We start from the raw sequence: 18,441 nt of genomic DNA on the forward strand, positions 1-18,441 counted from the left end.
CTTGTCGGAAGCACGCCTAGCTGTGCGTCTGTGCGACGAGTGCCTCCAGCCTTGCCTTGAGCTCGTTCATGCTGAAGGGCTTGGGCAGCAGCTTGACGTGGGGGAAGGCCTGGACCAGATCCAGGGCGGTCTGGTCCACCCGTCCCGTGGCCAGCAGAACGGGCAACTCCGGTCGCAGGTCGCGGAGGTAGGGCAGGGTGCCCCCTCCTCCCAGGCCCGGCATGTTCATATCCAGGATGAGCACTTCGGCGACCCTGTCGGAGGCGAGCCAGGCCAGGGCGGCCTCGCCGCTGTCCAGGGGCGTGACGCGGTGGCCCAGGCACTGGATCACGGAGGCCAGCGTGTCGCGGATCAGCGGGTCGTCGTCCACCAGCACGACGTCGAGGCTGGGCGTGGGTTCCCCGGGAGCAGGCTCGGCAGAAATGCATTGGCCATCTTCGATGGCTTCGGCGGCGGGAAAGCGCAGGATGACCCTGGTGCCCACGCCCACCTCACTACGGAGTTCCATGATCCCGTGATGGGCGTTCACGGTGCTGTAGACGATCGAAAGCCCCAGACCCGTTCCCTTGCCCGTGGGCTTGGTCGTGAAGAAGGGATCCAGCGCCTTTTCCATCACCTCTTTCGACATGCCGTGTCCAGAATCCTCCACCTCGAGTTCGGCCCAGCCGCCCGGCGTGGTGCGGGTGCGGAGTGTGAGGCAGCCCCCGGAAGGCATGGCGTCCACCGCGTTGATGCACAGGTTCATGATGGCGTGGAGCAGGGCGCTGGCATCCCCTCGGATGGCCGGAAGGGCGGAATCGAGGTCCATCGCCAGGCGGATCTGCCCGAGGGTGGTGCGTTCCAGCAGCAGCACCTCCTCCTGGATCAGGGCATTGAGGTGGACCACTTGGATGTCGGAAAGATCCCGCCGGGCGAAGTCCAGCAGCCTGCGCAGCAGGCTCGCGCCCCGGTCGCAGGCGTGGACGATGACCGAGAAGGCCTGGTGGGCCGGCGTCTCGGGAGGCTGCAATTCCTGGTGCATGGAAGCCATCGCGAGGATGGAGCCGAGCACATTGTTCATGTCGTGGGCGACGCCCCCGGCCAGGCTTCCGAGGCTCTCCATTTTCTGGACCTGAAACAACTCGGATTCGAGAACCCGGCGCTGATCCTCCGAAGCCAGGTGTTCCAGCCCGAAGGAGATCTGCGCCGAGGCTTCTTCGAGCAGGGCCACGTCCTGATCCTGGAAGACGCCCGCTTCACTGGAGTAGACCATCAGGGCGCCGGCGGCCTGGCCTTGGAAACGGATCGGAACGGAGGCGGAGGCGTGGAGGTTGAAGGCGGCGGCTTTGTCCCGCCATGGGGCGGTCGCGGGGTCCTCCAAGAAATCCTGGCAGATGTAGCTCCGGTTTTCGCGGATGCAGCGTCCCGTGGGCCCCATGCCTTCGGCTCGCGCATCGGCCCAGACGCTGAGGCCTTCCAGGTAGCCGAGGCCCGGGCCGGCCTTGGCCACGGGAATGACCTGCTGGGAGACCGGGTCCGTCCATCCGATCCAGGCCAATCGGAAACCGCCCTTCTCGACCGCCATGTTGCAGATTTCCTGGAACAGCCCTTCGCGGTTCTGGACCCTCACGAGGGTATGCCCCAGGTGGCTGAGCATGCCGTAGAGCCGGTTCATGCGCTCCAGTTCGCGCTCATGATATTTGCGCTCGGAGATGTCCCGGGAGTTGACCACGATGGCTCGGATGCTGGGGTTGTCCAGCATGTTGACGGCCACGGCCTCCATCCAGATCCAGGATCCATCCTTCCGGGCGTACCGGTACTGCACGCAGACCGGAAGACCCGGTTGGGCCAGGCAGGATTCGAAGACTTCCGCGACCCCGGGCGCGTCGTCCGGATGGAAGAATTCGAAGGTGCTGCGCCCCTCCATCTCCGCGGGATCGAAGCCATGCAGCCGCTGGGCGGCCGGGGAATTGTAGATGAGCCGTCCCTGGCCATCGAGGAGGCTGAGGATGTCCCATGAATAGGACAGGAGCGCCCGCATGCGCTCCACACTGAGGCCCGCGGAGGCCGCCCCGGCCCTCTTGCATGCAGGATCGGGATCCGACATGTCTGCCCCCGTTTCGTGCATGACTATATACCCGGATACCCGAATTTATGACCGCAGGGTTCCAAGCTGTTAGCGGGTGGATCTGCAGGCCTCCCGGTAGGCCTCTCGCAGCTGGGGATCCTTGATGATCTGCGCGATGGTCCATTTGGCTTTCCGGATGAAGGCGCGCTTGGGATCGGCGAGGAGCACTCGCTTGTCAAACGTGTTCATCCCGTGAGACATGCAGAGGATGGTCTGACGGGATTCGAGCTGAGCCATGGGAATGCTGTATTCCTTGAGGAAGGCGCGTTCTTCGGATCTCGTCGCCGATTCAAGATAGGCCGTGTTCTCAAGCAGGCTTCGGCGGAATGCGAAGGTGCCGGCGGTGGCATGGTTCGGACCATAGGGGCCAAGAATCCACACTTCATCGCGATCCGAAAAGTAGGTCGGCAATGCGCTTGATCCTGCGATCAGGCGCCCTGGATTGGAACGAAGGGCTTGCACCGCATGGGCCACTCGCTGCGGCGGATAGTAGTCGTCGTCATCCATGTAGACGAGGATGTCTCCCGTGGCCACGCGGTGGCTGAGGTTCCGCAAAGCGCCGATGGTGTGGGTTTCGGGTCCCGGAGGAAGCCTGGTGTAGCGTACGCCCGCGTGGGATTGAACGAGTGGTTCGATCGAAGCGGCGCCGTTGTCGATGACCACCCACTCGATCAATTCCCTGGGGTAGGTCTGCGCCTCGATGCAGGTTCGAAGCAGCGAGAGGAAGGTGGGCCGATCCCGCGTGAGGGTGCAGATGGAGACCGTGGGAAGGCTCGTTTCGAAAACCATGCTTCGGACTCCAACGCGGGTTCGGGTCGCTTCCGACCCCTTCTATTTATAGCGACGAAAAGCGGTCCGTCGCCGCCACCAGGGCCCGCGAAATGCCCGCGTCGTAGGCGCTGTGGCCGGCGTCGGGCACGATGACGAGGTCCGCCTCGGGCCAGGCCTTCGACAGGGCCCAGGCGGTTTCGATGGGGCAGACCATGTCGTAGCGGCCCTGGATGATGGCGCCGGGGATGCCCTTCAGCTTCGGCGCGTCGCGCAACAGCTGGGCCTCATCCATCCAGCCCTTGTTGAGGAAGTAGTGGCACTCGATGCGCGCGAAGGCCAGCGTGGTGGCCTCGTCGCCGTAGGAGGCGATGAAGTCGGGATCGGGGATGAGCTTGCTGGTGGCGCCTTCCCAGATGCTCCAGGCCTTGGCGGCGGGCAGGTTCAGCTCGGGATCCTCGCTCAGTAGGCGCTTGGCGTAGGCCTGCAGGAAGTCGCCGCGCTCGGCCTCGGGGATGGCGTCGCGGTAGGGCTCCCAGGCATCGGGGAAGATGCGGCTGGCGCCCTCCTGGTAGAGCCAGTCCACCTCGCGCTGGCGCAGCAGGAAGATGCCGCGGAGGATCAGCTCGGTCACGCGCTGCGGGTGCTTCTGTGCGTAGGCCAGGCCCAGCGTCGCGCCCCAGGAGCCGCCGAAGACCATCCAGCGGTCGATGCCGAGGTGCTCGCGGATGCGCTCGATGTCGGCCACGAGGTCCCAGGTCGAATTCTCGCGGACCTCGGCGTAGGGCGTGCTCTGGCCGCAGCCGCGCTGATCGAAGAGGATGATGCGGTACTTCTCCGGATCGAAGTAGCGACGATGCTTGGGGCTGGTGCCGCCGCCGGGACCGCCGTGCAGAAAGATCACGGGCTTGCCTTCCGGGTTGCCGCTCTCCTCCACGTACAGCTCGTGCAGCTCGGAGACCTTCAGGCGGAGCACACGGGTGGGCTCGAGGGCGGGGTAGAGCCAGCTCACGGGATCCTTGCGGAGGGTCATCGATGCTCCTTGTCTGGAAGGTCTCAGAAGGGTTTCCCGAAGGCTACACGAAGAACAGCGCGGCGGCGCCGGCAAGGGCGAGCAGGGTGCCGAGGATGGCGTGTCCGCCCACCTTCTCCTTGAACGTGAAGTGGGAGACGGGCAGCAGGATCACGGGGGAAAGCGACATCAGGGTGGCGGCCACGCCCATGGAGGACCGGCTGATGGCGATGAGGGACAGCACCACGCCCAGCACGGGGCCGGTGAGCGCGCCGAGGGCGATGAAGGCCGTGGCCCGGCCGTCCCGCATGGATCCCAGGGTGCCCCGCAGGCGACCCGTGGCGCCGAAATAGAGCAGCAGCGCGATCGTGCCCGCGCTCACGCGGATGAGGTTGGCGGAGATCGGGGAGAAGCCACCCGCCAGGCCGAAGAGGCTGAAGATCATGCCCACGGATTGGCCAAAGGCGCCGCCGATGCCGAGCAGGATGCCGCGCCACAGATGGGGGTGGGCCTCCTGTTCGCCGCCATCCCACACCACCCAGGCGATGCCCGCGAGGGTGACGACCATGGCGAGGATCTTTGCGAGGCTCAGGCTCTGGCGGAAGAACATCCAGGCCAGCAGGGCGCTGAAGATGGGGGATAGCGTCATGAGCAGCATGGAGAGGCGCGCGCCGATGAGGACGAAGGCTTCGAAGAGTACGGCGTCGCCCAGGGCGAAGCCGATGAGGCCCGAGGCGCCCAGCCAGCCCAGGCGCGCGGCGCCGGCCTGCAGGGGGAAGGGGCTGCCGAGGGCGACCTGGTGCACGAGGATCATGGCGGCCAGGGCCATGAGCAGGCGCCCCAGGTTCACGGAGGCCGAGCCCACACGGCGGCCGGCCACGGTGAAGCAGACCGAGTTCAGCGCCCAGCAGGCGGCCGTGAGGAGGGCGGCGCTTTCGCCGAGGTAGGGCACGGGGACTCCAGGACGCTCCCCATGCGGCGGGGACATACCCTCATGTTACGAGGCTAGGCGAACATCTGCAGGATCCCGTTGCTCATGAGCATACCGCGCCCGCTCAGGCGCACCCGATCACTGTCCCAGCACACCAGCCCCTCCTTCTCCAGAGACCGGAGGCGGGTTTCCCAGGCATCGCAGAGGGGGCGGAGGTTGAGGCTGGAGGCCTTTTCGCGCAGGGCCGCCCAGTCGAGGCCGCGGTGCAGGCGCAGGCCCAGCAGGGGGATCTCCGCGAGGCTTTCGGTCGCATCGAGTTCCTGCAGGTCGAGTTCGCCGCGCTGCTCCGTCCAGGCGGAGATGACGCCGCTTTCGGTCCAGCGCAGCTCGCCGAGCTGGGAGGCGGCGCTGGGGCCCAGGCCCAGGTAGGGCCGGCGCTCCCAGTAGCGCGAATTGTGGCGGGATTCCGCGCCGGGTCGGGCGTAGTTGCTGATCTCGTAGGGCAGGAGTCCCAGGCGCGGCAGCTCCTCTTGGAGCGCCTCGAAGACATCGGCCACGTCGTCCTCGGTGGGGAGCTGGAGCCGCCCGGCGTCGATCTCGGCGCGCAGGGGGCAGGCCTTGTCCAGGTCGAGCAGGTAGATGCTGATGTGCTCGAGGCCGGTGGCAGCCAGGGTACGGGCATCCTCCACCACTTTGGACAGCGACTGTCCAGGGATGCCCACCATGAGATCCGCGCTGCGGCGCCGGAACCCGGCCTGCTCGGCCCAGCCCAGGGCTTCCAAGGCCTGGGCCGAGCCGTGGATGCGCCCGAGGCGGGCCAGCAGGGTGTCGTCCAGGGCCTGTACGCCGAGGCTGATGCGATCCCAGCCCAGGTCCCGGGTGCGGCTCAGCCAGGCCAGGTCCACCGTGCCCGGGTTGGCTTCCAGCGTGGCCTCCACGAGCGGCCCCAGGTCGAAGGCTTCGCGCACGGCCCCCGTGAGGTCGGCCAGTTCAGTCGAGGAGAGGAGGGACGGCGTGCCGCCGCCGAGGTACAGCGTGTCCACGGCGGGCCGGCCGAGGGCCGCGCCCCAGGCGCGGACCTCGGAGATCAGCCGGGCGATGGTGTCGGGCTGGAGGCTGCGGTCCCGCGTCGTGGCGAAGGAGCAGTAGGTGCATCGGTCCAGGCAGAAGGGCACGTGGAGGTAGAGGCCGAGGGGTTCGGCCTGGGCCGCCCGCCGGAGTTCAGGCAGCCGGCGCTCGAGTTCAGGGTTCAACCATCACCTGCTTCATGGCCGCGCGCAGGGCCTCGACCTCGGCGGGAAAGCGCCAGGGCGCCTGCAGAGGTTCGGCGGCCTCTTCCATGGCCTGGTAGCGCTGCTGGAGGAGCGTCCGCTGGGCGTCGCGCAGGTCCCGGCTGGTGCCCAGGTGGTGTTCGAGCAGCTCCAGGTTCTGGCGCAGGCGCACGGCCTGGGGCTGGTAGAGGAAGAGATTCAACAGCAGGTGTCCGAACCCGAACCCCAGCAGCAGGAAGCCCGCGATCAGCGGAATTCTCGGTCCCGAGCGCAGACCGAGCGCCAGCCACCATCCGAGCAGGCCCATGAGCGCCACGGAAAGCAGCGGCACCGCGGGCATGATCCACAGCCCGTTGCCCCACAGGCAGTGGCTGAAGAGCGCATCGGCCACGGCTTCAATCGTCTGCTTGTCGCCGCCGGCGCGGGCCTCGGTGAGCCTGTGGTCGATGGCCTCCCAGGCTTGCTGCTGGGCGGGGCTCAGCTGGGGCTGGCGATGCCCGTCCCGGTCCTCGCTGCGGCGCACCTTGTCGGGTCGGATGGCCTTCTCGGGCTCCACGGCCGGGGCCTGGGGCCCTTCGAGGATCTCGGCATCCGCCGGGGGGCGGGTGGTGGTGATGTGGACCTGGCCCGCCGTATCGCGCCACCGGTAGAGGCGGGGCTGGGCCGGGGCGGCCGGATGGGCCTGAGCCAGGAGGACCAGGGCCAGCAGTCCGGCGCTCGCCAGGCTCAAGGGAGCGGCTCAGAAATGGGCATCGAGGGCCTCGCACCAGAAGTGGTAGACCATCTGATGGATCTCCTGGATGCGGGCCGTGACGGTGGTGGGCACGATCAGGGCGTCGTCCATGAGGCCGGCGAGCTTGCCGCCGTCGCGGCCGAGCAGGCCCAGGGTGCGCACGCCCATCTCCTTGGCGGAGGCCACGGCGCGGATGACGTTGGGGCTGTTCCCGCTGGTGCTGATGCCGATGAGCAGGTCGCCGGGGCGGCCCAGGGCCTCGACCTGGCGGGAAAACACCTGATCGAACCCGTAGTCGTTGCCGATGGCCGTGAGGGCCGAGGTGTCGGTGGTAAGGGCGATGCCGGCGAGGGCGCGGCGCTCCTTGACGTAGCGGCCGGTCAGCTCGGCCGCCAGGTGCTGGGCGTCCGCGGCGCTGCCGCCGTTGCCGCAGACGAGGATCTTCCCGCCCCGGCGCAGCCGCTCGGCCATGTCATCCGCCTGGGCCACGATGCGGTCCATCTCCTGCTCGAAGAAGGTCTGCTTCAGCTGAATGGACACCTGGACGTGCTGGAGAAGGGTCTGTTTCATGATCAGAATTGTGACAGGAATTCCACTCCCTGAATTTGCCCAGGGCTGGCAGACTGCGGGAAGTATTGCCATCGACAGGTGTGGGAACCATGGATTGGATTGCCCTCAAGCACGCTTTGCTGTCCCACCTCCCGGTGGCTGCAGGCCTCCTGCTGCCCTGGCCCCTGATCGCCGCCCAGCGGCCCGGGCGCGGCATCCGCCCCTGGTGGACCGTAAGCCGCTATCTGGGCTGGATGGGGCTGCTCGGCACCCTCTGCGCCTTCGTCAGCGGGTTCGCCTCGGGCCGCTTCCTGGGGATCATCCCGGCCCATCGCCTCCTGCCCCTGGCGGTTTCAGGCTCGGGCCCCGAAGCGCTGCTCTACCGCCACGCGGCCTTGGCAGCCGGGTCGCTCATCCTGGGCATCGTGGCCGTCTGGGCCATGAACCGCTCCCGGAAGGATCATCAGAGCCTCGGATTCCTGACCCTTCTGCTGGGCCTGGCCTGGTCCGCGGCCTTGCTGTTGGCGGGGGAGGGCGGCTACCGGCTGGCCCATGGCCACGCGCCGGTCCCCGTGGTGGCCCCGGCGGTCGAGGTGAAACCCGTACCGGCCCCGGCGCCGCCGAGCCTCCCCCGGGCGGATGTGGATACAGAAGCCAAGATCCCGGTGCGGGCCCTGGACTACGCCGCGTTGGAACCCATCCAGCCCGATCCGGTGAAATCCCCTGCCCACGGCGGCCGCTGGATCCGCGCCTGGGCCAGCCCCGAGGCCGCCGCGGCCTACCGGGCGGGCCAGCCCCTGCCCCAGGGGGCGATGGTGGTGCTCAGCTCGGTGGAGGATCGCTGGGGGCGCCCCGGCCCCGATGCGGGCCCCCTCTTCGCGTTGGAGATAAAGCCGAGCGGACCCGCCCTCAGTTTCTACTGGGCGCGCATTCCCATGGAGCGGCGCAGGGAGTTCGGCGGCGAATCACGGGCCTACTGGCGGGGAGACGACATCCATCTCGTCAGTTGCCGCAGCTGTCACGCCACGGGCATGGCCGACCCGGCCCAGCGGAGCCGCTGGCGCGCGAAGAAGGTTGTTCCCGGTGAATGAAGAAGGGGCCGGCCCTGCAGCCGGCCCCTTCTCCTGGATGCAGAGGATCAGTCGAGGGTGAATTCACCGCTGTCGATGATGGTGATCTCGGCGGGGAGGAAGCGGACGTCGTAGCCCTTCTCCTTCAGCAGGTGGTAGGCCAGCTCGGCGCGGATCCCGGTGGAGCAGTGGCAGAGGACCGGTTTGCCCTTGGGGATCTCGGACAGGCGGGCCAGCAGCTGGGGCTCGGGGATCGTGAGAGCGCCCTTGATGACTCCGTTCTTCGTCTCGTCGGGATTGCGCACATCGAGGATGATCGCCCCGCGTTCGGCGAGAGCGGCCTCAGCGATCTTCGTGAACTCCGCCACGGAGACGGAACCGGGTCGCGGCTTCGGCACGAAGACGGCCTTGGCGGCAAGGGTTCCGGTCTCCACAGGCAGGGCGGCGGCCTGCCAGGCCTTGAAGCCACCGGTGAGGATGTTCACGCCCACATAGCCGGCCTTCACCAGGTCCGCGGCCACGGTCTTGGCGGCCTCGCCGCCGGTCTCATCCACCACCACCACGGGAGGCTTCAGCTTGGCGGCAGGGAAGGTCTTGAGCAGGTCGGCGACCTTGGCTGGCTCGGCGGCCACGCCCCCCTTCAGGAAGCCCTTCTCCGCCTGGGCAGCGGGCCGGGCGTCGAGGATCACCAGCGGTGTGTTCGTGTCGAGGTAGGCGGCCTTGAGGGCGGCGGGGCTCAGCACGCCAGGCTGCTTCTTCGTCCAGGCGGGCATGCCCTCGACGAATACCTTGGCGTTCGTGTAGCCCAGCTTCTTGGCCTTGGCCAGGGAGCCCGGGCTCATGTTGCAGGTCTTCCCGCTGCAGTAGAAGATCACGAGCGCGCCCTTGTCGGCGGGCAGCTTGTCCAGGTTCTTGTCGAAGGCGGGGAAGGGCAGGTTCACGGCCGTGGGGATGGCGCCCTCAAGGAAGCGCGGGGCGGGGCGGGAGTCGAAGAGGAAGTAGCCGCCCTTCTCGGGGCCCATGGCCACGAGCTTCTGGATTTCGTCGAGGGTGATGGTCTCGTTCGCGGCCAGCTTCACGGGCGGCTTCACGGCCACGGTCACCGCGGTCTTCACGCCGTCCTTTTCGATGAACTGAACTCGCACTTCATGGCCCTTGGCGATGCTCTTGAAGGCCGCCTCCACGTCGGCGGCGGGCTCGGGCGTGACGACCTTTACCGTGGCCTTGTCGAAGCGGAGCACCTCAGTGCGCTCGTCGATCTTCAGCTGGAAGGAGCTGTTCTTGAGGGCCAGGTTGTCGAAGTGCCCCCGGAGGTTGTCGGGGGCGGTGGTGTGGCAGGTGGTGCAGATCTTTGCGGCAGCGGGCTTCGGGGCCTGCGGTTCGACGGCGGAGAGGGCTGCGGCGCTAGCGGCCAGCAGCAGGGTGGTTCGGACGACATGTCGCATGGAGGCTCCTGGGGTCGGATGACGGTAGGAGTCTATAGTTGTTTACCTATAAGCCGAGAAAGGTGTGACCGAGGTCTACAGCCACTCGGATGGCGACTTCAGGCCACATGCAGGGCGGTTGACCCCGACATCCGGCTGGCTGTTTATTCCTCCTGGGCGAAGACTTCCCGGGGTTTGCCCGCACCCCGGTCGGGACCGACGATGCCCTCCTCCTCCATCCGGTCGATGAGGCGGGCGGCGCGGCCGTAGCCGAGGTTCAGCTTGCGCTGGAGGAGGCTGGTGCTGGCCTTGCGCTCGCGCTTCACGACGGCGAGGGCGCGGGCGTAGACATCGTCGCCGCCCGCCATGTCCGCCTCGTCGAAGAGGGCCGTTTCTTCTTCGGTCTCCATGGCGCTGATGAGGGCCTGGTTGTAGTCGGGCCGGCCGCGCTCCCGCAGCCAGGTGACGAGGCGCAGGGTTTCCTCCTCGCTGAGGAAGGGGGCGTGGATGCGCTTGGGGTGACTGGCGCCGTTGGGCAGGAAGAGGGCGTCGCCTGCGCCCAGCAGCTGCTCGCCGCCACCGCAGTCGAGGATGGTGCGGCTGTCGATCTTGGTGCGCACGCGGTAGCTGAGGCGGCTGGGCAGGTTGGCCTTGATGACGCCCGTGACGACGTCCACGCTGGGCCGCTGGGTGGCGAGGATGAGGTGGATGCCCACGGCGCGGGCCTTCTGGGCGATGCGCGCGATGCTGTCTTCCACCTCGCTGCGGGCGACCATCATGAGGTCCGCCAGCTCGTCGATGACCACCAGCACGTAGGGCAGGGGTTCGAGCATCGTGGGCCGGTCGGGCCAGCGCGGGTTGGGCGTGCGGTCCGTGAGGTCCATGGATCCGCCAGCCTCGGCGATCTTGTGGTTGAAGCTCTTGAGGTCGCGGACGCTGAGCAGGGCGAGGCGGCGGTAGCGGTCCTCCATCTGAGCCACCACCCACTTGAGCACCCGGCCGGCTTCCTTCATGTCCGTCACGACGGGCGCCCAGAGATGTGGGATGTCCTCGTAGACGCCGAGCTCCACCATCTTGGGATCCACGAGGATGAGCTTCACCTCGTCGGGCATGGCGCGCACGAGGCAGGAACAGATCATGGCGTTGACGCCCACGCTCTTGCCGCTACCCGTGCTGCCGCCGATGAGCAGGTGGGGCATCTTGTTGAGGTCGGCCACCACGGGCCGGCCCGCGATGTCCTTGCCCAGGGCCAGGTGCAGCAGGCCGCCCGCGTCGCGGAAGGACGGGCTGTCGATGACCTCGCGGAAGGTGATGATTTCGCGCTTGGGGTTGGGCACTTCGATGCCCACCAGGTTCTTGCCGGGGATGCGGTCCATGCGCACGGCCTCGGCCTGCAGAGCCAGGGCCAGATCTTCTTCCATGCCGAGGATGCGCGAGAGCGGGATGCCCGCGTCCGGCTGGAATTCGAAGACCGTGACGACGGGGCCCGGCTGCATTCCGGTGACGGCACCCTTGATCTTGAATTCGGACAGTTTCTGTCCAATCAGTTCCTTGATGTGCTCCAGCGTGGCCACGTCCACCTTGGCGTGCTGGCCCGGAGGATCGAAGAGACGGCGGGGCGGCAGGGTCTCCCGTTCGGTCACGGAGGGATGAACGGGCTCCGCAGGCGGCGGAGGCAGCGGGGGCAGGGGCTTGGCGGGTGTCGGCTCGGTGAGCGGAAGGGGCGGCTGGACGATCTCGCGCCCGTAGCGGTCCTTGGCCACCCGGGCGCGGGCGACGGTGGGCTTGGGCGTGGGCGGGGGCGGCGCCTCCGCCAGCAGGCGGGTCCTGAAGGGGGCGGTGGCCTCAGTGCCCGTCAGCACGGGGCCCGTCGCTGGGAGGGCGGCTGGAAGAGCCACGGGCAGTGAGGTGGCCGGCGTCGCGGGCAACACCTGGGCTTCGAGGATCGTGGAAGCGGCATCCAGGTTCATGGAATGGATGGCCGGGAGCAGGTCCTCGGTGCGGATGAGGGGCTGCTTCCGCTTGGCCTCGGCGGTTTCCAGTTCGGCCTTGAGCAGGGCTTCCCGCTGGTCCTCCAGGGCCTGCTGGCGCAGGGCGAGGGCCTGCAGGGCGACCGCGTCTCCGGCGTCGATATCGGCCTGCTGGGGATTGCGGCCCCGCAAGAAGGGGCGCTTCACCATGCCGATGAAACCCTGGAAGCCCTTGGCGGGCATGGGCTTCATCCAGGGCCAGGCCTTCTCGCCGAGCCAGCGCGCGAGCAGGCGGCCGGTGCCGCTGACCAGGGCGCGGGTCAGGGTGGGCGCCAGCACGAGGGCGCAGACGAGCACGACGAGGCTGAGCAGGAGGGGCAGTCCCACGCGGCCGAGGAAGCGCCGCGCCACGGGCCAAAGCGCGCTTCCCAGCCAGCCGCCCCAGCGGAGCTGGAGCGTGCCGATTTCAGAGGGTCCCACCCAGACCCGGTTGCCGAAGGCCCCGAGGGCCGTCCAGAACGACAGTGCCAATCCAAGCCAAGCCAGGCGGCCCGGCCAGTGGCGGCCCGTCCGCGGCCAGGCCTCCCAAAGCAGATAGGGCGGCACGATCCAGGCGCCGAGGCCGACGAGGAGGTGCAGCAGGCCCGCCAGGGTCGCGCCCACGGTGCCGCAGAGGTTCTGCACGGCGGCCACCAGCCCCTGGTTGAAGGGATGCGGGTCCGGAGGATAGTAGCTGCCGAGGGAGAGCAGCAGCACGAGAGCCGTGAAACCCAAGCCTGCCCTCAGCATCCAACGGCCAATCCCCTGCAACGCGCCTCCCTGGTGGTCTCGTTCCAGTGTAGCCCAGCGGATGCGGGACCAGATGGATGCAGGACCGGACGTGGTGGCCGGACTTGGTCTGGGCACCACGTGGGGTGCACGAGGGGGACGCAGAGGACGCGAAGTGTCCGGCGGTCCCCCTCGTTCGTGTCTATCTCAGCGGGACCGAGCGGGGGCGGATCCGTTCAGCCAGGCGAGGCGCTGGTGGGGATCCCAGATGGGTTTGCCGAGGTCGCGCAGGATGGTGCCGGCGGAGACGAAGGTCCAGCCCTCCTTCTGTGCGCGGTCCATGAAGGCGCCCAGGCCGTCGGTGGGGCGGTCGCCCATGACCCGCGCCGAGCCCAGGTGCATGAGCACGATGAGGCCGTCGCCGTCGCGGCCGAGCCGCTGCTGGAGCCGCTGCACGATGGCATCGCCCGTGCGGTAGAGCCGGCGGTCCTTGGGGGTCGCCCAGTCCAGGGTGTCGGCGCCCTCGCTCCAGCCCACGTGGCGGTAGCCCAGTTCCTCGGCCCAGCGGCGGATCTCGGGCGTGTGCTCGCCGTAGGGCGCGCGCCAGAAGGGGTCCATGGGCCGGCCCAGGAGGCGCACCAGGGCCGCGTCCGCATCCAGCAGTTCGCGCTGGATGCGCTCTCGGGTCCACTGGGGATCGCGCTTCATGCCCGGCGCGAAGTGGGGGTGGTGCATGGTGTGGTTGCCCAGCTCGTGCCCTTCGGCGGCCATGCGCCTGACGAGGGCGGGATAGCGTTCGATGAAGGCGCCCGTGAGGAAGAGCGTGGTGTGCACGCCCCGCGCCTTCAGCAGGTCGAGCACCTCGGCGGCCACCTCGGCGCTGGAGCCGCCATCGAAGCTCAGCAGGATGCGCTTCTGCCCGCCGGGGCCCCGCGTCAGGTTCAGCGCCTCGCCCATGCCCGGCCACTGGGGGGATGCGCTTGCGGGAAGGGATGATGCGCCCAAGGGAAGAGACGGCGAGGGGGCCGGTGCGGCCTTGGCCGGGGGTGGCGCCAATTCCGGCAGGGTGGAATTCGCAGCCCGTCCGGTGATCTCGGGGGCCGTGGAGACGCTGGGCATCCGCAGGGGCTGGCGATCCGGAATCGCCGTGGGCGGGGCGCTGCGAAGCCGCGCTTCGGCGCGGGTTTTCGGCGCCGGAGCCTCGGAGCCGGAAAGGGAGAGGAGCTTGCGCAGCCAGGCTTCGAGACGGGCTTTCGGCGCGGGCGCTTCCGTCGTGGGCGCAGGGCTTGGCGTGGGCAGGGCCTGGGCTTTGCGTTCGGGGATGGAAGGCATCGCCTGGCTGTGCAGCCGGGCCTCGGAGCGCACGCTCGGCGAGGGGGGTTGGGGTGCGGAGGGGGCGACTCTGGGCGCCGGTGAGGGATGCGGCTCAGGTTCCGGCGCGGGTTGGGGCCGGCGCGCGAAGCGCGAGGGGGGCTGGGGCGAGAAGGTGAACCGCGCCAGTTCCCGGCCATCGAGGGTGCGCAGCACGGCCTCCTCGCCTTCGGGGGGGCGGAAGAATTCCCAGCGCACGGGGCCCGCCTCGGCGAAGCGGCGCTCCTTGATGGAGCGGCCCTCCAACAGAAGGTCCGTGGCTTCGCCCACCTCGCCCTCGATGACCGCCAGACCGCCGAGGGGATGCCAGCTCCAGGCGCGGGTCACGGGGATCGCGGGGGAAGCCTGCCGCGAGGCCGCTTCGGGAGGGGTGTTGCGTCCACAGGCCGCCAACGCCAGCAGCAGGGCCGCGGCGTGGCGGGCTCTCATCGAGCGGCCCCGGTGCTGCAGAGGGCCCAGTAGTTCGACTTCTCGCGGATCTTCACCCAGACCGGCCGCAGCGCCGCGTTCTGGAAATGGCGGATGGCCCATTCGGCGAGCGCTTCGGCGGTGGGATTGCGCCCGTCGAGTTCGGGCAACTCGTTCAGCAGGCGGTAGTCGACGCCGGCCACCCAGGCATCCAGGGCCTCGGCGAAGGCCGCCTCCTCGGCTTCGCGCGCGAGTTCCACGGCGGCTTCGATCTCCCAGTTGTGTCCGTGGCGGTCTTCCTGGAAGCCCGGCAGGTCATGGAAGTGATCGGCGACGAAGGCGCGGCGAAGGGACAGGGTGAAGGGCATGGCTGAGTATAGCCGTCAGTTCCCGGCGTCGAGCTCGGCACGAAGCGCCGAGAGGTAGGCAAGCATGGCACGCTGACGGTCGGCGGCCTTCCCCTGCCCGGCGGTCGTCTTCATGCCCGCGGCGAGCTTGAGCAGCTTGCGTTCGAAGTGATCGAGGCTCCAAGTCTTGTCATCGAGCTCGCGCCGTTCTCCCCAGGGATCCTCCGGATGCCAGAGGCCCGCACCGAAACTGGCGCCGGTGGCGAAGACCCGCGCCACGCCGATGGCGCCGAGGGCCTCCAGGCGGTCCGCATCCTGCACGACGGCGGCTTCGAGGGTGGCTGGCGTGCCGCCCCCGCTCCAGCTGTGGCTTTCCACCGCCGAGGCCACGGCCTCGGCGCGGTTTTCCAAGCCCGGCGTCTCGCGGCACCAGAGGGGCACGAGCTCGGCGGCCATCTGGGCCGTCTGGGGCGATTCGGGGTGGTTCTTGGGGCGGTAGACCAGGTCATGGAGCAGGGCCGCGGCCACGCAGACCTCCACGTCCGCGCCTTCGGCCCGGGCCAGCCGCTGGGCCAGTCGGGCCGTGCGCAGGATGTGACCCAGGTCGTGGGCCGCGTCGCGGGTGAAGGGCTCGTCGGCCAGATGGGCGCGCAGCCGCGCCAGGAGCGGTTCGAACCAGGGGAAGGGGAAGTCATGGACCATCGATCCAGGCTAACGGCTCCGCCTGGATGACGCATGGGAGGACGCATGCATCGCCTTACGAGAGAGCGTTAGACTGGAGGATTCCGGTCCGGAGGCCCCATGCGAGCCATCATCCCGTTCTTCCTCAGCCTGGGCCTCGCGGTCACGGCCTGGGCCCAGCGGGCGGATCCAGGCTTCGATCCCGCGAAGGATGTGTCCCTCCGCTTCGAAAAGGGCGCCGTGGTCGTCGGCGTGCCCGCCGGCGCCCACCTGAAGGCCGCCTTCATGGACGTCTCCAAGAAGGCGGGACCCGGCACCCTGAAGATGGGCAAGCTGCCGCCCACCACGGATCAGGACGAGCTGGGCGACGGCATCTGGCACGGCCAGGTAAAGGTGCCCGTCAGCGGCGAGGGCCTGTCGGGCACCGTGACCCTGCAGGTGACCTACCAGCCCTGCACCGAGGGCGAAGGCGGCGTCTGCTACCCGCCCACGACGCGACCCCTGGACGTGAAGGCCTCCGATATCCCTGGAGTCCCCTCTGGGGCCGCCCCGGCGGAGAAACCTGCGGTTTCTCCGGTTGAAAAAGAGAGGGATGTGCCCAAGGTGGAGGCGGCGTCTTCGGCCGCTCCCTCTTCTCCTGTGGCGCAGACGGTCACGTCTGCGCCCGCGCCGCGCGCTGGGTTGATGCTCTCCCTCCTCCTCGTCTTCCTGGCGGGCATGGGCGCTTCGCTCACGCCCTGCGTGTTCCCAATGATTCCCATCACCATGGCCATCATTGGCGCCAAGGGAGGCGGTAAGGCCAAGGGTTTTGTCCTTTCGACAATGTTGGTGCTTGGTATGGCCGTCACCTACACAAGTCTGGGGGTGATTGCAGCGAAGAGCGGTGCCGTATTTGGTGCCGCCGCCCAAAAACCAGCCTTCTTGATTCCGATGGCTCTATTGTTCGTTGCGTTCTCGCTTTCACTCTTTGGGGCTTTTGAAATTGCGCTGCCGCCCAGCCTCGCGATGAAACTGCAGGGCGATGGATCTCGAAAAGGGCTCGGTGGCGCCTTCCTCATGGGCCTCGTGCTTGGTCCCCTCTCGGCCCCCTGCGTGGGCCCCGTCATTGGCGCGGTTCTGGTGGGGATCGCCCAGCAAGGAGATGTGCTCTTTGGTGCGATTCAGTTGTTTGTGTTCGCACTCGGCATGGGTGTGTTGTTCCTCTTGGTCGGGACTTTCAGCGCGGCACTCCCCAAGAGTGGTGAGTGGCTCACGCGCTTCAAGCGAATCATGGGTCTGGTGATCCTGAGCTTTGCTGTGTGGAGTATTCGTCTTATCGTTCCCGAATGGGCCTTGCTCGGAATGATGGGTGTCGTCCAGTTGGTGGGCGCTGCTGTTTTCGGAGTGTTCGAGAAGGCAGAGGATTTTCTGGCGCAGATCCGGAAGGGATTTGCAGTTCTTCTCTTGGTGTTGAGCATCCTTCATTGGATCCGAGCAAACGAGGTGGCGTTCGGTATCCAGATCTTGCCCAGGGGCGGCGCGGCCGCTGCCGCCAAGGAGGAGCACGGCGGCTGGATGGAGCAGGATCTCGAGGGCGCCCTCACCAAGGCCAAGGCCGAGCACAAGGTCGTGCTGGTGGACATCTACGCGGAGTGGTGCGCGCAGTGCAAGGAGCTGGACGAGAAGACCTGGCCCGAGGCGGGCGTGAAGGGTTGGATCGGCCAGAACGCCGTGGCCATCCGCATCGATACGGACGCCAAGCGGAAGGATCTCGCCGCGAAGCTGCAGATCCGCAGCTACCCCACCGTGATCCTGCTGGACGCCGAAGGCAAGGAACTGCGCCGCATCCTGGGCTTCCAGAAGCCCGAGTCGATGAAGGCCTGGCTGGAAGGCAAATAACTGGAAGGCAAATAAGCAGAAGGGGCCCGCGACTGCGGGCCCCTTCCTCATCTGAATTCGCAGCGCGAATTCAGTCCGTTTCGGACTACTTCCCGAGGAACTTCGCCAGCGTCTTCTCCAGGTTCTCGCCGCGCAGCTGAGCGCCGCTGGCGACGATCTTGCCGTCGGGGCCGATGAGCAGGGGCTTGGGAATGCCCTTCACGCCGTAGGCTTCGCTGAGGGGGTTGGTGAAGCCGCCCTCGATGTAGGCGTGCTTCCAGGGCATGGGCGTGGCGGCCTGGGCGCGGAAGGGCGCGATGTGCTCCGCCTTGGTGTCGAAGGACAGGGAGAGGATGTCGAAGGTCTTGCCGTGGAACTTGGCCCAGGCGGCGTGCAGGCTGGGCATTTCCGCGCGGCAGGGGCCGCACCAGGTGGCCCAGAAATCGAGGAGCAGGTAGTGGCCCTTGAAGGTGTCCAGGGTGTACGTGGTCTTGGGGTCGCCGAGGGCGGTCACGCTGAAGGCGGGCGCGGCTTTGCCGACGCCGGTCTTCTGCTCGCTCTCGAGGATGTCCTTGGCCATCTTGGCCTGCTTGGTGTCCTTGAACTCGGCTTGCAGCGTGTCGTAAGCAGGCTTCCAGGCGGCCTCATCCTTGGCGTCGACGCGGTCCCAGAAGTACTCGAAGAGCAGGTCGCGGCGGATGGCCGGGTCGGGATGCTTGGCGCGGGCCTCGATCATGTAGGGCCCCCAGCCCGGGGCGGATTCGTCGCTGAGGGCCTGGATCAGCGAAGGCTCCAGGCTCCAGACCGTGGCGGTGGCGGGCACCTCTTTCTTGATGAGCTCGAGGAAGGCCTTGTCGGCTTCGATCCTGGCGAGCTGCAGGTGGTAGAGCTTGCTCACCAGCAGGGCCTGGCGGACCTCGGGGCGCTTCTCGAGCGCGAGGCGAGCGTTCAGATCCGCCAGCTCCTTGGCGCAGTCGCCGCGGAAATCCTTGCGGTTCTTGCCGGCCTTGACGTGGGCCGCGCGGGCCTCCTGCACGGCCTTGGCCTTGGCGCGGGCCGCGTCGAGGATGGCCTGGACATCGTTGGCCGGGGCGGGATTGGCGGGCGCCTGCAGCGCGGGCAGCATCAATAGCATCAGGGGCAAAGCCATGGATCCTCCAGGAGGCGGATAGAC

15 protein-coding genes are annotated in these 18,441 nt (G+C 68.0%); 2 read left to right on the forward strand and 13 right to left on the reverse strand.

What is annotated here, in order from left to right:
- Positions 1–16: 16 nt before the first annotated feature.
- From QSJ34_RS10495 to gmhA, 7 genes are all read right to left on the reverse strand, one after another.
- Positions 17–2,086 (reverse strand): ATP-binding protein, encoded by a 2,070-nt coding sequence (locus QSJ34_RS10495; protein ID WP_285574876.1) that lies wholly within the window; start codon positions 2,084–2,086, stop codon positions 17–19.
- A gap of 69 nt (positions 2,087–2,155) precedes the next feature.
- On the reverse strand, positions 2,156–2,896 hold the full coding sequence (locus QSJ34_RS10500; RefSeq protein WP_285574878.1) for a glycosyltransferase family 2 protein: 741 nt from the start codon (positions 2,894–2,896) through the stop codon (positions 2,156–2,158).
- Between the two features lie 46 nt (positions 2,897–2,942).
- On the reverse strand, positions 2,943–3,908 hold the full coding sequence (gene pip, locus QSJ34_RS10505) for a prolyl aminopeptidase (RefSeq protein ID WP_285574880.1): 966 nt from the start codon (positions 3,906–3,908) through the stop codon (positions 2,943–2,945).
- 43 nt (positions 3,909–3,951) lie between these two features.
- Complete coding sequence (locus QSJ34_RS10510) at positions 3,952–4,839, reverse strand: DMT family transporter (RefSeq protein ID WP_285574882.1); 888 nt, start codon at positions 4,837–4,839, stop codon at positions 3,952–3,954.
- 53 nt (positions 4,840–4,892) lie between these two features.
- The gene (gene hemW, locus QSJ34_RS10515; protein WP_285574885.1) at positions 4,893–6,071 is read right to left on the reverse strand and encodes a radical SAM family heme chaperone HemW; all 1,179 of its coding nucleotides are present in this window, start codon (positions 6,069–6,071) and stop codon (positions 4,893–4,895) included.
- On the reverse strand, positions 6,061–6,819 hold the full coding sequence (locus QSJ34_RS10520; RefSeq protein WP_285574887.1) for a DUF4124 domain-containing protein: 759 nt from the start codon (positions 6,817–6,819) through the stop codon (positions 6,061–6,063). The genes hemW and QSJ34_RS10520 overlap by 11 nt, the downstream gene beginning before the upstream one ends.
- 9 nt (positions 6,820–6,828) lie before the next feature.
- Positions 6,829–7,392 carry a D-sedoheptulose 7-phosphate isomerase gene (gmhA, locus tag QSJ34_RS10525; RefSeq protein ID WP_285574889.1) on the reverse strand — a complete coding sequence of 188 codons (564 nt, stop codon included), beginning with the start codon at positions 7,390–7,392 and terminating at the stop codon, positions 6,829–6,831.
- Positions 7,393–7,481: 89 nt separating this feature from the next.
- Between gmhA and QSJ34_RS10530 the strand changes: the two genes are divergently transcribed.
- Entirely contained in the window at positions 7,482–8,462 is a 981-nt protein-coding gene (locus QSJ34_RS10530) for a hypothetical protein (RefSeq protein WP_285574892.1), read from the forward strand.
- 47 nt (positions 8,463–8,509) lie between these two features.
- On the opposite strand, the gene QSJ34_RS10535 is transcribed toward QSJ34_RS10530, so the two are convergent.
- From QSJ34_RS10535 to QSJ34_RS10555, 5 genes are all read right to left on the reverse strand, one after another.
- Entirely contained in the window at positions 8,510–9,886 is a 1,377-nt protein-coding gene (locus QSJ34_RS10535) for a rhodanese-like domain-containing protein (protein WP_285574895.1), read from the reverse strand.
- Between the two features lie 143 nt (positions 9,887–10,029).
- Complete coding sequence (locus tag QSJ34_RS10540; RefSeq protein ID WP_285574897.1) at positions 10,030–12,609, reverse strand: FtsK/SpoIIIE family DNA translocase; 2,580 nt, start codon at positions 12,607–12,609, stop codon at positions 10,030–10,032.
- A 201-nt stretch (positions 12,610–12,810) separates the two neighbouring features.
- On the reverse strand, positions 12,811–14,403 hold the full coding sequence (locus tag QSJ34_RS10545) for a polysaccharide deacetylase family protein (protein WP_285574900.1): 1,593 nt from the start codon (positions 14,401–14,403) through the stop codon (positions 12,811–12,813).
- On the reverse strand, positions 14,400–14,750 hold the full coding sequence (locus tag QSJ34_RS10550; RefSeq protein WP_285574903.1) for a 6-carboxytetrahydropterin synthase: 351 nt from the start codon (positions 14,748–14,750) through the stop codon (positions 14,400–14,402). Before QSJ34_RS10550 ends, QSJ34_RS10545 begins: the two co-directional genes overlap by 4 nt.
- A 15-nt stretch (positions 14,751–14,765) precedes the next feature.
- Complete coding sequence (locus QSJ34_RS10555; RefSeq protein ID WP_285574906.1) at positions 14,766–15,431, reverse strand: HD domain-containing protein; 666 nt, start codon at positions 15,429–15,431, stop codon at positions 14,766–14,768.
- Positions 15,432–15,623: 192 nt separating this feature from the next.
- Between QSJ34_RS10555 and QSJ34_RS10560 the strand changes: the two genes are divergently transcribed.
- On the forward strand, positions 15,624–17,288 hold the full coding sequence (locus tag QSJ34_RS10560; RefSeq protein WP_285574908.1) for a protein-disulfide reductase DsbD family protein: 1,665 nt from the start codon (positions 15,624–15,626) through the stop codon (positions 17,286–17,288).
- Between the two features lie 85 nt (positions 17,289–17,373).
- Here QSJ34_RS10560 and QSJ34_RS10565 read toward each other — a convergent pair whose 3' ends face one another.
- Complete coding sequence (locus QSJ34_RS10565; RefSeq protein WP_285574911.1) at positions 17,374–18,417, reverse strand: TlpA family protein disulfide reductase; 1,044 nt, start codon at positions 18,415–18,417, stop codon at positions 17,374–17,376.
- Between the last annotated feature and the right edge of the window lie 24 nt (positions 18,418–18,441).

This window comes from Geothrix limicola (assembly GCF_030268085.1).
Taxonomy (GTDB): Bacteria; Acidobacteriota; Holophagae; order Holophagales; family Holophagaceae; genus Geothrix; species Geothrix limicola.